Raw genomic sequence first — 13524 nt, forward strand, 5'->3', positions numbered from 1 at the left:
CCTAACACCGTTGACATGGCCTGAGGTTTCTTCTACGTTTCCGAAAACCTTTTAGTCCGCGGGGACCGAAGGAGTCACCATGAGACGACGGCTGGCCGGAATGGCCACCCTCGCGTTGTTAACGCTCACCGCCGCCTGTGGCGGGGGTGGAGGCGGAGGCGGACAGCAGCCCGCCGACGAGCCCGTGACGATCACCATGTGGACCAGAGCCGCCACCCAGGCGCAGAGCGAGCGGCTGGTCAAGGCGTACAACAGCAGCCACAAGAACCAGGTGAAGCTGACGGTCATCCCGACGGACAACTACCAGCCGCGCATCGCCGCCGCCGCGGGCGCCAAGCAGCTGCCCGACGTGTTCGCCGCCGACGTCATCTTCGTGCCGAACTACACCTCGCAGGGCCTGTTCCTGGACATCACCGACCGGATCGCCGCCCTGCCGTTCAAGGACGGCCTGGCCCCGTCCCACATGAAGCTCGGCACCCAGGACGGCCGCCAGTACACGCTGCCGCACACGCTCGACCTTTCGGTCTGGTTCTGGAACAAGGACCTGTACGAGAAGGCGGGGCTGGACCCCGAGCAGGGGCCGAAGACGCTCAAGGAGTTCGCCCAGCACGCCACCACCGTCCAGGAGAAGCTCGGCAAGGACGGCAAGGTGCACGGCACGTTCTTCGGCGGCAACTGCGGCGGCTGCTACGTGTTCACCTTCTGGCCCTCGGTCTGGGCGGCCGGCGCCCAGGTGATGAACGCGGAGGGCACCGAGTCGCTCAACGACCAGCCGGCGATGACCGACGTCTTCAGGATCTACCGGGAGCTGCACGAGAAGGGCGCCACCGGCCCCACCACCAAGGAGGAGCAGGGCCCGACCTGGACCGGCTTCTTCCCGAAGGGCGAGATCGGCGTCATGCCGATGCCCTCGACCACGCTCGGCACGATGCCGGCGGACATGAAGATCGGCGTCACCGCGATCGCCGGCCCCGACGGCGGCGAGTCCACCTTCGTCGGCGGCGACTCGATCGGCATCTCCTCCACCTCGCAGAACGCCGACGCGGCCTGGGAGTTCCTGTCCTGGACCGTCTCGGACGAGGCGCAGGTCGAGGTCATGGCCAAGAACAAGGACGTGGTCGCGCGTACCGACCTGGCCGACAACAAGTACTCGGCCGAGGACCCGCGCGTGGTGCTGATCAACTCGCTGGTCGGCAAGGGCGAGACGCCGTACGCGCTGCGTTTCGGGCAGACGTTCAACGACCCGCAGGGGCCGTGGCTGCGGCTGGCCCGCGAGGCGGTGTTCGGTGACGCCGCCAAGGCGGGCGAGCTGAACGCCGAGGTCACGAAGTCCCTGCAGCAATGACGTTGACCGTCCGCGGGCCCAGGGGACGGGCGGGGCACGGCGCGCCGCCCGTCTCATGGTGGCGCGGCCGCAAGGCCCAGGGCTGGCTGTACGCCATGCCCACCGCCGTCATCGTGGCCGTCCTGTTCATCGCGCCGCTGCTGCTGGTGCTGTGGATGTCGCTGAACCGCTGGCCCCTGCTGGGGCAGGCGACGTTCAACGCGCCGGACAACTACACGAAGATCGCCGACAACGCGCTCTTCGTGGACTCGGTCTTCTTCACGCTCAAGTACACCGTGATCATCACGGTGCTGCTGTCGGCGGTCGCGCTCGGCCTGGCGCTGCTCGTGCAGGAGAGCAGGCCGGGGGTCGGGTTCTTCCGCACCGCGTTCTTCCTGCCGGGCGCGGTCGGCTTCGCCGCCACCTCGCTGCTGTTCTACGGCATGCTGAACGCCGACTTCGGCCCGATCGACCCGATGCTGCGCGCGCTGGGCGTCACCGACGAGCCGGTCAAGTGGACCGGCACCCCGAACATGGCGCTGTTCTCCACGATCGCGCTGGTGCTGTGGCGCTTCGCCGGGTTCAACATGCTGATCCTGCTGACCGGTCTGCAGGCGATCCCGACCGAGGTGTACGAGGCGGCCAGGAGCGACGGCGCCAACCGGTGGCAGATCTTCACCCGCATCACGCTGCCGCTGCTGCGCCCGACGCTCGCGCTGATGCTGATCCTCAGCATCACCGGCTCCCTGCTCGCCTTCGACCAGTTCTTCATCTTCACCAACGGCGGCCCGGACAACAGCACCGTGTCGATGGTGATGGTGATCTACCGCGCCGCGTTCTTCCGCTTCGACCTCGGCGGCGCCGCGGCCATGTCGGTGGTGCTGCTGGTCGCGCTGGTCGGGCTGAACGTCCTGATGATGCGGAGGCTCAGATGAGGTACTACACGACCTTGTCGGCGCTGGCGGTGCTGTTCCTGTTCCCGCTGCTGTGGAGCGGCTACGCCTCGCTGGAGGAACCGTCCAACTACGTCGAGATGGCCGCCTACGGCGAGGGCGTCGGCACCTACGCCGCCAACAGCGTGCTCGTCGCCGTCATGACCGTCGGCGGCACGCTGGTCGTGTCGGCGCTGGGCGGCTACGCCTTCGCCCGCTTCGACTTCCCCGGCAAGAACCTGCTGTTCCTGGCCACGCTGGCCATCCTCATGGTGCCGTACGCGACGATCCTCATCCCGCTGTACGTGCTGCTCGGCTATCTCGGGCTGCAGAACTCGCTGGTCGGGCTCTCGCTGGTGTTCGTCATGTTCCAGCTCCCGTTCGCGCTGTTCATGATGCGCAACGCGTTCGAGGCGATCCCGCGCGAGCTGGAGGAGGCGGCGCTGGTGGACGGGTGCGGCACGTTCCTGGCGTTCACCAGGATCCTGCTGCACGCCGTGCGGCCGGCGCTGATCACCGTGGGCCTGTTCGCGTTCCTCGCCTCGTGGAACGACTTCTTCGCGCCGCTCATCCTGCTCAACGACGGCGCCTCGTTCACCCTGCCGGTGGCCGTGGTCAGCATGACCTCGCGCACCATGGGCGCGATCGACTACGGCATGCTCCAGGCCGGCGTCATGGTCATGGCCGTCCCCTGTCTCATCCTGTTCATCGTGCTGCAGCGCCACTACGTGCGCGGATTCATGTCAGGAGCTCTGCGTGGCTAACCCTGTCCTGCCCTCCTCGGGCGTGCTGTCTCCCCTCGGCCTCGACGCGGTACGGATCTCGCCCGGTTTCTGGGGCGACCGGGTGGCGCTCAACCGCGAGGTCACCATCGCGCACTGCAGGGAGTGGGAGGAACGCGAAGGCTGGATCGGCAACTTCCGCGGCGAAGGCCCGCGGCGGGGCCGGGAGTTCAGCGACTCGGAGATCTACAAGCTGCTGGAGGCCATGGCCTGGGCGGACCATCCGGACCTGCCCGAGCTGGCCGAGACCGTGGCCCGGGTCCAGGAAGGCGACGGCTACATCAACACCCGCTGGTCGGGCAGCCGCTACACCGACCTGGAGTGGGGCCACGAGCTCTACTGTTACGGCCACCTCATCCAGGCCGGCGTCGCCAGGCTGCGCATGCACGGCGAGGACCGGCTGACGCGGGTGGCGACGCGGGCCGCCGACCACGTCTGCCGCCGGTTCATGGAGGGCACGGAGACCTGCGGGCACCCCGTGATCGAGATGGCGCTCGTCGAGCTCTACCGGGTGACCGGGGTCGAGCGCTACCTGGAGATGGCCCGGCGCTTCGTGGAGCGGCGCGGCCTGCCCGCCCTCGCCGACATCCCGTTCGGCCGCGGCTACTTCCAGGACGACGTGCCGGTCCGGCAGGCGCAGGTGTTCCGCGGGCACGTCGTGCGGGCGCTCTACCTGGCCTCGGGCGTGGTGGACGTGGCCGTCGAGACCGGCGACGAGGAGTTGCTGAAGGCCGTCGAGGCGCAGTGGGAGCGTACGGTCGCCCGCCGCACCCACCTGACCGGCGGCATGGGGTCGCGGCACCAGGACGAGTCGTTCGGCGAGGACTACGAGCTGCCGCCGGACCGGGCCTACAACGAGACCTGCGCGAGCATCGCCTCGATCATGCTGGCGCACCGTCTGCTGCTGGCCACCGGCGACGTCCGCTACGCCGACCTCACCGAGCGGACGCTGTACAACATGCTCGCCACCGGCGTCGCGCTGGACGGCCGGTCGTTCTTCTACGCCAACCCCCTGCAGGTGCGGGTGCCCGCGGTGCCGCACGACGGCGTCAACCACGCCGCCGAGGGCGGGCTGCGCTCCCCCTGGTTCGACGTGTCCTGCTGCCCCAACAACGTCGCCCGCACGCTGGCCTCGCTGCCCGCCTACCTGGCGACGTCCGGCGCGGACGGGGTGCGGATCCACCAGTACACGCCGGGCGAGATCAGCCACGGTGACCTGCGGCTGCGGGTGGAGACCGGCTATCCGTGGGACGGCACGGTGACCGTACGGGTGCTGGAGGGCGGGGCGGGCCGGATCTCGCTGCGCGTCCCGGCCTGGGCCTCCTCGGCCACGCTCACGTACCAGGACCACGAGACCCGCGCCGTCGCGCCCGGGTACGCGGACGTGGAGAGGGAGTGGCGGGCCGGTGACGCGCTCGTGCTGGAGCTGCCGATGGAACCCCGCTGGACCTACCCCGACCGGCGGATCGACGCCCTGCGCGGCTGCGTCACCGTCGAACGGGGGCCGCTGGTGTACTGCGCCGAGTCCGTCGGGGACGAGCCGCCGCTCGCCGAGGTGGCCGTCCGGCCGGGCGCCCCGCTGACCGAGCACGCCCGCGGCGAGGTGGTCGAGCTGGAGACCGAGGCGGTGCTCGGCGCCTCCCCGGCGGGGCCGTGGCCGTACCGCGACCGTCCCCACGGATGGAACGGCGGCCCGGCGGCGGCGCTGCGGCTGATCCCGTACCACCGCTGGGGCAACCGCGGCCCCGCCACCATGCGCGTCTGGCTCCCGGTGGCCGACTGACGGGAACCCTCACCGGCTCCCCGGTCGTTCTTCCGATAGACGATCCGGAGCCGGAGGAGAGACATGGGCTGGCACTACCGTAAGTCGATCAAGGTGGGACCCTTCCGGGTGAACCTGTCGCGGCGCGGCGTCGGGCACAGCGTCGGCAACCGCCGCATCCGCGTGTCCACCTCGCCGGACGGCCGCCGTCACGTCACCCTCCGCCTGCCGGGCGGCTTCCGCCTCGGCAAGACGTTCGGCGGGCGCCGCCGCTACTGATCCCCGGGCGCCAGACCGGCCTGGCGGATGACGCGCTCCAGGTAGCGGCGGGTGTCGTCGTCGCGGGGGCCGACGAGCATGCGGTACATGGCCGCGCCCACCACCATGTCGACGGCCGCCTCCACGTCGGCGCCGGCGGCCAGCCGCCCGTCGCGCCGGGCGCGCTCCAGCGTCTCCAGGACGAGCCGCCGCCGCGGCTCGATGTAGGTCTCGCGGTATGTCTCCAGCAGCGAAGGATGCGTCACGCTCGACCCGATGAGCTGGGCCAGCACGGCGCGGAAGCGGGCGTCGCCGAACGTGGTCGCCCACGAGTCCATCAGCCGCCCGTCCTGCTCGGGGACGTCGGCGCCGGCCCAGATCTCCTCCTCGGGCGCGACCGTGCGGGCCCGCTCGATCGCCTGGACGAGCAGCTCCTCCTTGGACGACCAGCGCCGGTAGACGGTCACCTTGGCCACGCCGGCGCGCTTGGCGATCTGCTCGAAGTTCGCGCCCTCCAGGCCGCGCTCGGCGAACAGCTCCAGCGCCGCCTTCATGATCAGGTCGTCGGCCCCCGGGTCGCGCGGCCTGCCGCGGGGGCGACCGCCGCCCGTCACCGGAACTCCACCCGCCCCACGCCCTCGCCCGGCGCGAAGGCCGGGGCGTGCCCCGGCCGCAGCCGCCAGTCGGGGGTGAGCACGCCGCCGAGGTGGTCGCGCAGCCGCCGGAACCCGTCCGCTTCCGGCAGCCCCTCGCGGAAGGCGGTGGCGACCGCCTCGGTCTGGTAGGCCGTGTTGTCGTGCGCGAACAGCGGCGCCATGGCGGGGTCGGCGGCCAGCGTGCGCCGCACCCGCTCGGCGGCCTTTAGCTGGTCGGCGGTGGCCTGCCCGCCGACCGTCATCTGCCGCACCTGGCCGACCGCCAGGTGCGGCAGCGTGTAGAGGGTGTCGCCCAGGAACAGCGCGGTGCCGCCGTCCATGCGCAGCGCCACGCACAGGTGGCCGGGCGAGTGACCGGGCGTGGGCAGCAGGACGACGCTGCCGTCGCCGAAGTGGTCGTGGCTCTCGGGGAAGGCGTGGAAGGGCCCGGACCCGTACGCGGGGAACACCAGGGCGTCCTGGACCTCCTCGAACGTGTGCGCGTAGAGCGTGCCCTGCTCCCAGTCGCGGCGGTCCAGCACGACGCGGGCGTGCGCCAGGTGACGGAGACCGCCGGCGTGGTCCTCGTGCACGTGGGTGAGGAACACGGTGGTGACGTCCTTGAGGTCGTAGCCGAGGCGGGCCACCCGCACCCGCAGGTCCTGCTCGGGGGTCAGCCGGTATTCGTTCCGCTCGGTCAGCAGGCGCGAGGCGAGGTTGTGCCGATAGTACCCGTCATGATCGTGGGCCTGCGCCCCGTTGACGCCCGTGTCGACCAGCATCAGCCCGTGTCGCGGGTGATCGATCAGGTACGCGTGGACCGGCACCGTGATCTGCGCCTTGTCCACCAGCGTGCGGACGTAACCGGGGAGCCCCTCCCACCCGTCGAGTCCGCCGTAGAACTGGCCGTACGGCACGACCGTGTCGCCGACGTGCAGCGGGAACACCCGCACCCGGCCGTCGGCGACGGGCCGCCGCCCCCCGGGCGCGCGCAGCGCCGCCTGCGTCTCGCGCCGCCACCTGGCCTCGATCTCGCTCCGGTGGCGGGCGACCGGGCCGGTGGACAGCCCGGCCAGCGCGCCCAGCAGGATCCCGGCCCCGCCCGTCAGCAGTGCGCGCCTCGACGGCCCCGCCCCGCCGCGCCCGCGCCGGACCCCGCCTGCCAGCGCGGCCAGCAGGCACGCCACGGCCACGGCTCCGAGCAGCACCGGCGCGTCGGTGACGTAGAACACGACCGCGAAGTACAGGGCCAGCGTGCCCAGCCCGGCCGGGACGCCGAGGAACAGCAGCGCCCGCCGCCGCCCGAGCCGCCCCGGCCACAGCACGCCGCCGAGGAACGCGACGAGCACGGCCCCGTACGTGACGAGCGCGACCGGCGGCACGTCCTTCAGCCGCAGGATGACCAGCCACACGGCGGCCATCAGCAGCCCGAGCACCGCGAGCGCGATCTTGCCCAGCGTCTTCATCGGAACCCTCCAATATGTATACGCAAACGACTGCGTTTACATATTAGGCCTTTCGCGGCCCGGCGCGTACGATCAGGAGATGTTCTTCGAGCCGCCACCGGCGCGGGAGGAACTGACGAGCCCGCCGCGCCCGGCACTCCCCGCCTGGTCCGCGCCGCCCGGGACAGAGCTGGGCGCCGCGACGACGGCCGACCGGGTGCTCGCCCGCGGCCCGAACGTCGCCGTCGCGCTCTCGACGATCCGCGCGTTCTCCACCGGCTGCCTGCTGAACGTCGAGGTGGTGCTGCGGCAGGGCGACCTCTCCCCCGAGGTCTTCTGGGACCTCCAGATGTCCCTCTACCCCTTCGCCCGCATCAGGTCGGCGGGCGACCGGCTGCCCGACCGGCTGCTGCGGTTCGGCGTCCGCTACCCCGGCGGCGCCAAGGCCACCACCATCGAGGCGAACGGGCACATCCTGCCCGGACAGGGCCCGCCCGCCGGCCCCCTGCTCTCCTGGCTCCCCGTCGGCGGCGCCATGCGCGGCGGGCATGACCTCGCCGGCAACTCCATGGCCCTGTGGCTGTGGCCGCTGCCCCCGGCCGAGCCCTTCGAGTTCGCCGTCGAATGGCCGCTCGGCGGCATCGGCCTGACCTTCACCGAACTCGACGGCGCCACCGTCGTCTCCGCCGCCCGCCGCTCCGCCCCTTACTGGCCGTGACGCGTGCCCGACAGTCCGCCGCAGGCGGGTACGGCCTCATGGCCGGAGCCCTGACCGGGCCACGGACCGCGGCGCCTATCCAGCGCGCGACCGGCACGGCCCGCGCCGGCGGTCACTTCACGCCGTCGACGAAAGGCTTGGCCACCTCCATCACGGCCTTGCGCGCGGCGGCCGGGTCGAAGACCGGCTCCTGGTAGCCCGGGGCCTCGACGACGCCCCCGCCGGTCGTCGTACCCCTGAAGGTGAACTCGATCGTCTTCTCGCCGGACAGCACCTTGACCAGGATCTCCCGCGTGGGCTTGCGGTCCGGCTCCTTCGGCCTGGTGGTGGCCGACTCCACGGCGAACGCCTTCTCGCCGAGGCCGGAGATCTCCTCGCGGGCCTCGAAGGTCGTGTGGGTCACCTCGTTGCCGATGCCGCCCTGGGCTCGGTAGCGGTCGTACTTCTTGGCGTCGCGGTCGAACTGGAAGGCCGATCCGGTGTCGCCGCCGCCCCAGTCGACCACGCGGGCGGTCAGCTCGCCGCCACGGGCGGTGTACTCCTGACCCGGCTCGTGCTTGACCTGCTCGCGGATGTTCCAGGTGCAGGCCGTCTGCTTGATCCTGCCGTCGTTGGTGCCGACGGACGGTCCTGAGACCGCGGGGAAGAACGCCGACTCGACGTTCTTGACCGTGAGGATCCCGCACGGCCCGTCGATCCTCACCTTGCCGGCGTCCTTGGCCATCTCGGCGGTGACGTGCTCGGCGACCTTGTTCGCCGCGGCCCGCACCTCGTCGCCCGTGGGGTACTTGGCGCCGCTCCTGTTGCTGCCGCCGTACTCGACCTTGATCAGCCAGGGACCCTGCCGGATGTGGACGGCGGCCTTGAGCCCGCTGTGGCCGATCGAACTCTGGCTGTACGACTCGTCGCCGTACTGCAACTGCGTGAGCTCGCCGAACGCGGAGCCGGACGTCCTGCCGTCGACCCGCTTGCCGTCCCGGACGTTGACCCGCCGCTCGTGCGCCTTCTTGTCGTCGGCGAACCGGCGCTTGGCCCGCTCGACGGCGTTCTCACGCTCGCCGCTCCGGGCTTCCACCGAGATGCTCAGGCTGCGGTGGCCGAGGACGCCGCCGCCGACGTCCATCTTGTTGTCGCTCCACGAGCAGGCCGCCCGCTTCTCGCTCTCGGTGGCCGCCCCGGTGGACGCGTCCTTCCCGCCGTACCTGCCGTCGGTGACCAGGCTCTTGCGGAAGGCGTCCGGCACGGCCGCGCAGAGCTGATCGCCGGTGATCGCCCGCAGCTTCACCGGCGCGACCGACGGCGTCGGCTTGCGCTTCAGGGTCGGGAGGCGGTCCTCGCGCTCGAAGGCGCCGGGTGGCCGTCCGCCGTCGTCTGGACGGAGGAGCAGCCAGCCGCCGACCACCGCGCCGATCAGCATGATCACAGCCAGCCCGGCGAGTACGGCGATCAGCGGGCCCTTCCCGCCCCCTCTGGGCGGCGGAGGCCGCCACCCCCCACCGGCCCCGCCCGGCCCGGCCGGTCCCCCGTGCCATCCCCCCGGCCCGCCGTGCCGTCCCCCCGGCGCGCCGCCCGGTCCTCCCGGCCCGGCGTGCCGTCCCCCGGGGCCGCCGCCCGGTCCCCCTGCTCCGGCCGGCGGGAAACCGCCGGGGTGTCCGTGAGGCCCACCGGGCATACCCTGCGCACCGGGGCCCTGTCCGTAGGAGGGCGGGTATGGGGTGGACATCGGGACCTTTCGCGAATCGTCCAGCGGCTGAGCGGTTCGGACGGTCTCTCGGCCGGCGGGCACGCTCCGCCGTCAACCCCCGCACCGCAGCAGAGCCTACGGACTGCGCGAATGCCGGCGTGTCAGGTGAACACCCGACAAAAGGTGATCGGGGTCAGCGTCCGTCGCGCATGCCGAACAGGAAACGGGTGACCCGGGTGCGCCGTACCAGGAGGTCGTAGGCGGCGACCGTGAGGACCAGGGACGCGGCCACGATCAGCGGATACTTGACGGCGATCGGCGCGTCCAGCCTGACCACCCCGTACGCGACCGCGACCACGATGGGCTGGTGCAGCACGTACAGAGGAAGCACGCCCGCCGCCAGATAGGCGTAGACGCGGCGGCGGGCCCCGCCCCGCGGGCGCGTGGCGGGGGGCCGGGCGGCGGCGCGGCGGTCGAGCAGGCCGAGGATGCCGACCAGCAGGCACCAGCCCGCCGCGCCGTACATGGCACGCGCGACGGCGGCCATGGGGGTCAGGTCGGTGAAGGGGTCGCCGCCGGCGAGCAGGAACATGGGCAGGCCGGCCACGGGCAGCGCCAGGCCGACGGCGGCGGCCAGCGGCGCGTCGCGGCGGATCGCGGCGCGGAAGCGGTCGTCGGCCGCGAGCACGAAGCCGTAGCAGAAGAACAGCAGGTACGCCCAGCGGCTCCACCCGGCGTACTCCTGCTCCAGCCCGGCCAGCGCGCTGAGCAGCGACACCGGCACCGCGGCCGCCAGCAGCGCGCCGCGACGCCCGGCGGCGACGGCGGCGAGCCGGTCGCCGATCGCGCGGGCCCGGCCGGCGGGGAACCAGCGCGCCACGGCCGCGAGCATGAGGGCGAACACGAGCAGCAGCAGCATGAACCACAGGTGCCCGGTCTCGAAGTGCTCGCCCTGCAGCACGAAGGGGAACTCGGCCAGGTCGAACCGGGCCTCGAAGAAGCGCGGCAGGAAGGCCAGGTAGGACTCGTGGTAGCCGGGATCGGCGCGCAGCCTCAGCCACTGCGGCACCGGCACGATCGTGAGCGTGCCGAAGACCAGCGGCACACCCAGCCGCAGCAGCCGCTCGGCGGTGAAGCCCGCCGGACCGCGGCGGCGCAGCGAGTGCCAGGCGCCGAAGCCCGCGATGAGGAAGAGGATCGGCATCGCCCACACCACCCCGAGGGCGGAGACGACGATGGACGCCCCGGTGGTCTCGGCGTTGCGTACGTAGAAGTCGTCGGAGGCGTCGAAGACCAGCGCCGCGTGGAAGAACACCAGCCCGACGACCACCAGCACGCGGATCGAGTCGAGCTCGCTCCGGCGCGCGGGGGATGCGGTCTCCCCGTCGGCGGGTGAGGCCGGGCGCGGTTCCACGATCACGTGCCCCGGACCTTCTCGTAGCGGGCGGGCGCCCCTGGCTGCTCGTTCATCCTGTTGCCTCCCTCGGCCCAGAGCTTCCCGCCGGACAGGAAGGCGTCGATCTCGGCCTGCTCCGCCGGCTCGATGGCGCGGTCCGCGCGCCATCGGGCGGCGGTCACGCGCAGGTACGGCCGCGCGGCGGCGACGTCGACGGCGTCCAGGAACGCGCCGAGCATGATCTCCTGCCAGTTCGGCACCGGCGCCTCGGGCACAGCGGTGGTGGCGAGGATGAGCCAGGTGCAGGCGACGTCGGCGCCGGGCGCTCCCCTGGCGGCGTTGGCCCAGTCGACGATGCGCGGCCCGGCGGCGGTGACGATGACGTTGGCGGGATGCAGGTCCAGGTGGAGCAGCCGGTTGCCGGGGCAGCCCCCGGCGCCCTGGAGCCAGCCGGGCGCGCGCACCCGCGCCACCGTGCGCAGCAGCTCGGCGAGGAGCCGGCCGTACGACGCGAGGCGGTCGGGGCGCCGCAGCGCCGTCTCCCTCAGGCTCGGGCCCTCCAGGCGCTCCATCAGCAGGTCGGGCCCGTCGGCGTCGAAGACCTCGGGCGTCGGGATCCCGTTCCTGCGGGCGTGGCGCATGATCGACGCCTCCTGCTCCAGGCTGCGTCCGTGCCTGGAACGCTTGACGACCTTGCCCGCGCCCGCCTCGAAGACGAGGCAGTCGTGCCCGGATGCGATCAGGGTGCCCACACGCATATTTGTCAGATTAGTCAGTAAGGATGCCGGGCCGGAATCGACGGCCGTTGACCGCTTTTTGCGGCAACTTGTTGCCACCGACCATGCCCGCGTTCGTGGCTATCGTGAGAGGGAACATCCGGCGATCGCGTATATCGGATTATTCAAATCCTAATGGTGTGGCATCTGAGGAGGTGACACATTGCTGGTGGTAACCGATCTCGTCAAGCGGTACGGCACGGTGCAAGCCCTCGACGGATTCACACTGAATGTGGCAGCCGGTGAAATCGTGGGACTGGTCGGGCACAATGGTGCGGGCAAGACGACCTTTGTGGAAATCGTCTCCGATTTGATCCGCCCCGACAGCGGTCACGTGACCATTGACGGTAAACCGCCGTCCGCCACGCGCGGCCAGGTCGGCGTCGCACCCCAGCACATCGCCCTCTATCCCTCCGTCACGGTGCGCGAGCACCTGGAGCTGTTCGGCAGGCTCGCCGGGCTGAGGCCGGCGGCGCTGAGCGCGGCCATCGACGACCTCGCCGGCATCCTGCGGCTCTCGGAGATCATGGACAGGCGGACCGGGAAGCTCTCCGGCGGCCAGCAGCGGCGCACCCAGGCCGCGACCGCGCTCGTGCACCGGCCGGCCCTGCTGCTGCTCGACGAGCCGACCGCGGGCGCCGACCTGGAGACGCGGCAGGCCATGCTCGACGTGGTCAAGCAGCGCGCCGGCGAGGGCGCGGCGGTCGTCTACACCACCCACTACCTCCCCGAGCTGACCGAGCTGCAGGCGACGATCGCGGTCGCGCAGAACGGCCGGGTCATCGCCAGGGGCACCTACGAGGACCTGGCCAAGGACCTGCCGGGCGAGGTCCGGGTGACGCTGGAGGACGAGGAGGAGATCTCCGTCTCCACCACCGAGCCCACGGCGACGCTGATCGAGCTGCTCGGCCGCCTCGACCGCCCGATCAGCTCGGTCGACGTGCGCCACCCGTCCCTCGACGACCTCTACAGATCCCTGGCGGTCCACGATGCTTGTTGACAGCGTGCCGCGCCCGGCGGGCGCGTTCGACGCGCTCTACCGGATCTCCGCGATGGCCAGGCACAACACGATCATCCGGCTGCGCGACCCGGGCCAGGCGATCAGCTACGTGGTCATGCCGATGGTCCTCATGCTGGTGCTCAAGCCCCTGTACGTGCGGGCGGTCGACGGGGGCGCCACCCAGGTGTCCACCGGACTCATGGTGATGTTCTCGGTGTTCGCGATCTCGCTGGCCGGCAACGCCATCCTGTCCGAGCGCACCTGGCGCACCTGGGACAGGCTGCGCGTGAGCCGGGCCGCGGCCGCCGAGCTGCTGGTGGGCAAGATCCTGCCGATCTTCGCGATCATGGTGGTGCAGCAGGTGCTGCTGCTGACGTACGGGTGCCTGGTCATCGGGCTGCCCGTGCCCAGCGCGCCGCACTACGTGCTGGCGGCGATCCTGATCTGGGCCTTCGCGCTGCTCGCGCTCGGCGCGCTGCTCGCCGCGATCGTGCGCAGCCACGGCGAGCTCAGCGTGATCTGCGACGTGGGCGCGCTGACGCTCAGCTCCCTGGGCGGCGCCCTGGTGCCGCTGAGCCTGATGCCCGAGTGGGCGCAGCTCGTGGCGCCCGCCTCGCCCGGCTACTGGGCACTGAACCTGATGCAGGCCGCGGTGCGCGGCGACCTGGCGGGCATGCTGCCGTCCGCCGCGATCCTGCTGGCGATCGGCCTGGCGGCGGGCGCGTTCGCGGCCCGGCGGCTGGCCCGCGGCTGGGGCCGCGGCGGGCTGATCTGAGGCGAGTAAGCAATGGCGACTTCAGTGAAGAGGGGCA

At 71.8% G+C, this 13524-nt stretch carries 13 protein-coding genes; 8 read left to right on the forward strand and 5 right to left on the reverse strand.

Annotated elements, in window-relative coordinates; all coding sequences use genetic code 11:
• The first annotated feature begins 79 nt into the window (after nt 1–79).
• The 5 genes from ABD999_RS40415 to ABD999_RS40435 all read left to right on the forward strand — a co-directional run bounded on the left by ABD999_RS40415 (nt 80) and on the right by ABD999_RS40435 (nt 5079).
• Nucleotides 80–1345 carry an ABC transporter substrate-binding protein gene (locus ABD999_RS40415; protein WP_271280117.1) on the forward strand — a complete coding sequence of 422 codons (1266 nt, stop codon included), beginning with the start codon at nt 80–82 and terminating at the stop codon, nt 1343–1345.
• Nucleotides 1342–2259 (forward strand): carbohydrate ABC transporter permease, encoded by a 918-nt coding sequence (locus tag ABD999_RS40420; RefSeq protein ID WP_271280118.1) that lies wholly within the window; start codon nt 1342–1344, stop codon nt 2257–2259. Before ABD999_RS40415 ends, ABD999_RS40420 begins: the two co-directional genes overlap by 4 nt.
• The gene (locus ABD999_RS40425; RefSeq protein ID WP_148030066.1) at nt 2256–3020 is read left to right on the forward strand and encodes a carbohydrate ABC transporter permease; all 765 of its coding nucleotides are present in this window, start codon (nt 2256–2258) and stop codon (nt 3018–3020) included. The genes ABD999_RS40420 and ABD999_RS40425 overlap by 4 nt, the downstream gene beginning before the upstream one ends.
• Nucleotides 3013–4821, forward strand: a complete 1809-nt coding sequence (locus ABD999_RS40430; RefSeq protein WP_271280119.1) for a glycoside hydrolase family 127 protein — start codon at nt 3013–3015, stop codon at nt 4819–4821. Before ABD999_RS40425 ends, ABD999_RS40430 begins: the two co-directional genes overlap by 8 nt.
• A gap of 63 nt (nt 4822–4884) precedes the next feature.
• Nucleotides 4885–5079, forward strand: a complete 195-nt coding sequence (locus ABD999_RS40435) for a DUF4236 domain-containing protein (protein WP_148030064.1) — start codon at nt 4885–4887, stop codon at nt 5077–5079.
• On the opposite strand, the gene ABD999_RS40440 is transcribed toward ABD999_RS40435, so the two are convergent.
• Complete coding sequence (locus ABD999_RS40440) at nt 5073–5672, reverse strand: TetR/AcrR family transcriptional regulator (protein ID WP_261808377.1); 600 nt, start codon at nt 5670–5672, stop codon at nt 5073–5075. The two genes, ABD999_RS40435 and ABD999_RS40440, sit on opposite strands and share 7 nt — an antisense overlap.
• Entirely contained in the window at nt 5669–7159 is a 1491-nt protein-coding gene (locus ABD999_RS40445; RefSeq protein WP_271280120.1) for an N-acyl homoserine lactonase family protein, read from the reverse strand. Before ABD999_RS40445 ends, ABD999_RS40440 begins: the two co-directional genes overlap by 4 nt.
• Nucleotides 7160–7238: 79 nt before the next feature.
• Between ABD999_RS40445 and ABD999_RS40450 the strand changes: the two genes are divergently transcribed.
• The gene (locus tag ABD999_RS40450) at nt 7239–7856 is read left to right on the forward strand and encodes a hypothetical protein (RefSeq protein ID WP_271280121.1); all 618 of its coding nucleotides are present in this window, start codon (nt 7239–7241) and stop codon (nt 7854–7856) included.
• A gap of 112 nt (nt 7857–7968) precedes the next feature.
• Here ABD999_RS40450 and ABD999_RS40455 read toward each other — a convergent pair whose 3' ends face one another.
• The 3 genes from ABD999_RS40455 to ABD999_RS40465 all read right to left on the reverse strand — a co-directional run bounded on the left by ABD999_RS40455 (nt 7969) and on the right by ABD999_RS40465 (nt 11694).
• Nucleotides 7969–9273 carry a hypothetical protein gene (locus ABD999_RS40455; protein WP_345483182.1) on the reverse strand — a complete coding sequence of 435 codons (1305 nt, stop codon included), beginning with the start codon at nt 9271–9273 and terminating at the stop codon, nt 7969–7971.
• 460 nt (nt 9274–9733) lie between these two features.
• On the reverse strand, nt 9734–10960 hold the full coding sequence (locus tag ABD999_RS40460; RefSeq protein ID WP_345483183.1) for an acyltransferase family protein: 1227 nt from the start codon (nt 10958–10960) through the stop codon (nt 9734–9736).
• Nucleotides 10957–11694, reverse strand: a complete 738-nt coding sequence (locus ABD999_RS40465) for a phosphotransferase (RefSeq protein WP_148030059.1) — start codon at nt 11692–11694, stop codon at nt 10957–10959. The genes ABD999_RS40460 and ABD999_RS40465 overlap by 4 nt, the downstream gene beginning before the upstream one ends.
• 220 nt (nt 11695–11914) lie before the next feature.
• On the opposite strand from ABD999_RS40465, the gene ABD999_RS40470 reads away from it, so the two are divergent.
• Together ABD999_RS40470 and ABD999_RS40475 are read left to right on the forward strand one after the other, a co-directional pair.
• On the forward strand, nt 11915–12712 hold the full coding sequence (locus ABD999_RS40470; protein ID WP_261808843.1) for an ABC transporter ATP-binding protein: 798 nt from the start codon (nt 11915–11917) through the stop codon (nt 12710–12712).
• A complete protein-coding gene (locus tag ABD999_RS40475; protein ID WP_148030057.1) occupies nt 12702–13487 on the forward strand; it encodes an ABC transporter permease in 786 nt (261 codons plus the stop codon). The genes ABD999_RS40470 and ABD999_RS40475 overlap by 11 nt, the downstream gene beginning before the upstream one ends.
• Nucleotides 13488–13524 lie beyond the last annotated feature (37 nt).

This window comes from Nonomuraea ferruginea (assembly GCF_039540635.1).
GTDB classification, from domain to species: domain Bacteria; phylum Actinomycetota; class Actinomycetes; order Streptosporangiales; family Streptosporangiaceae; genus Nonomuraea; species Nonomuraea ferruginea.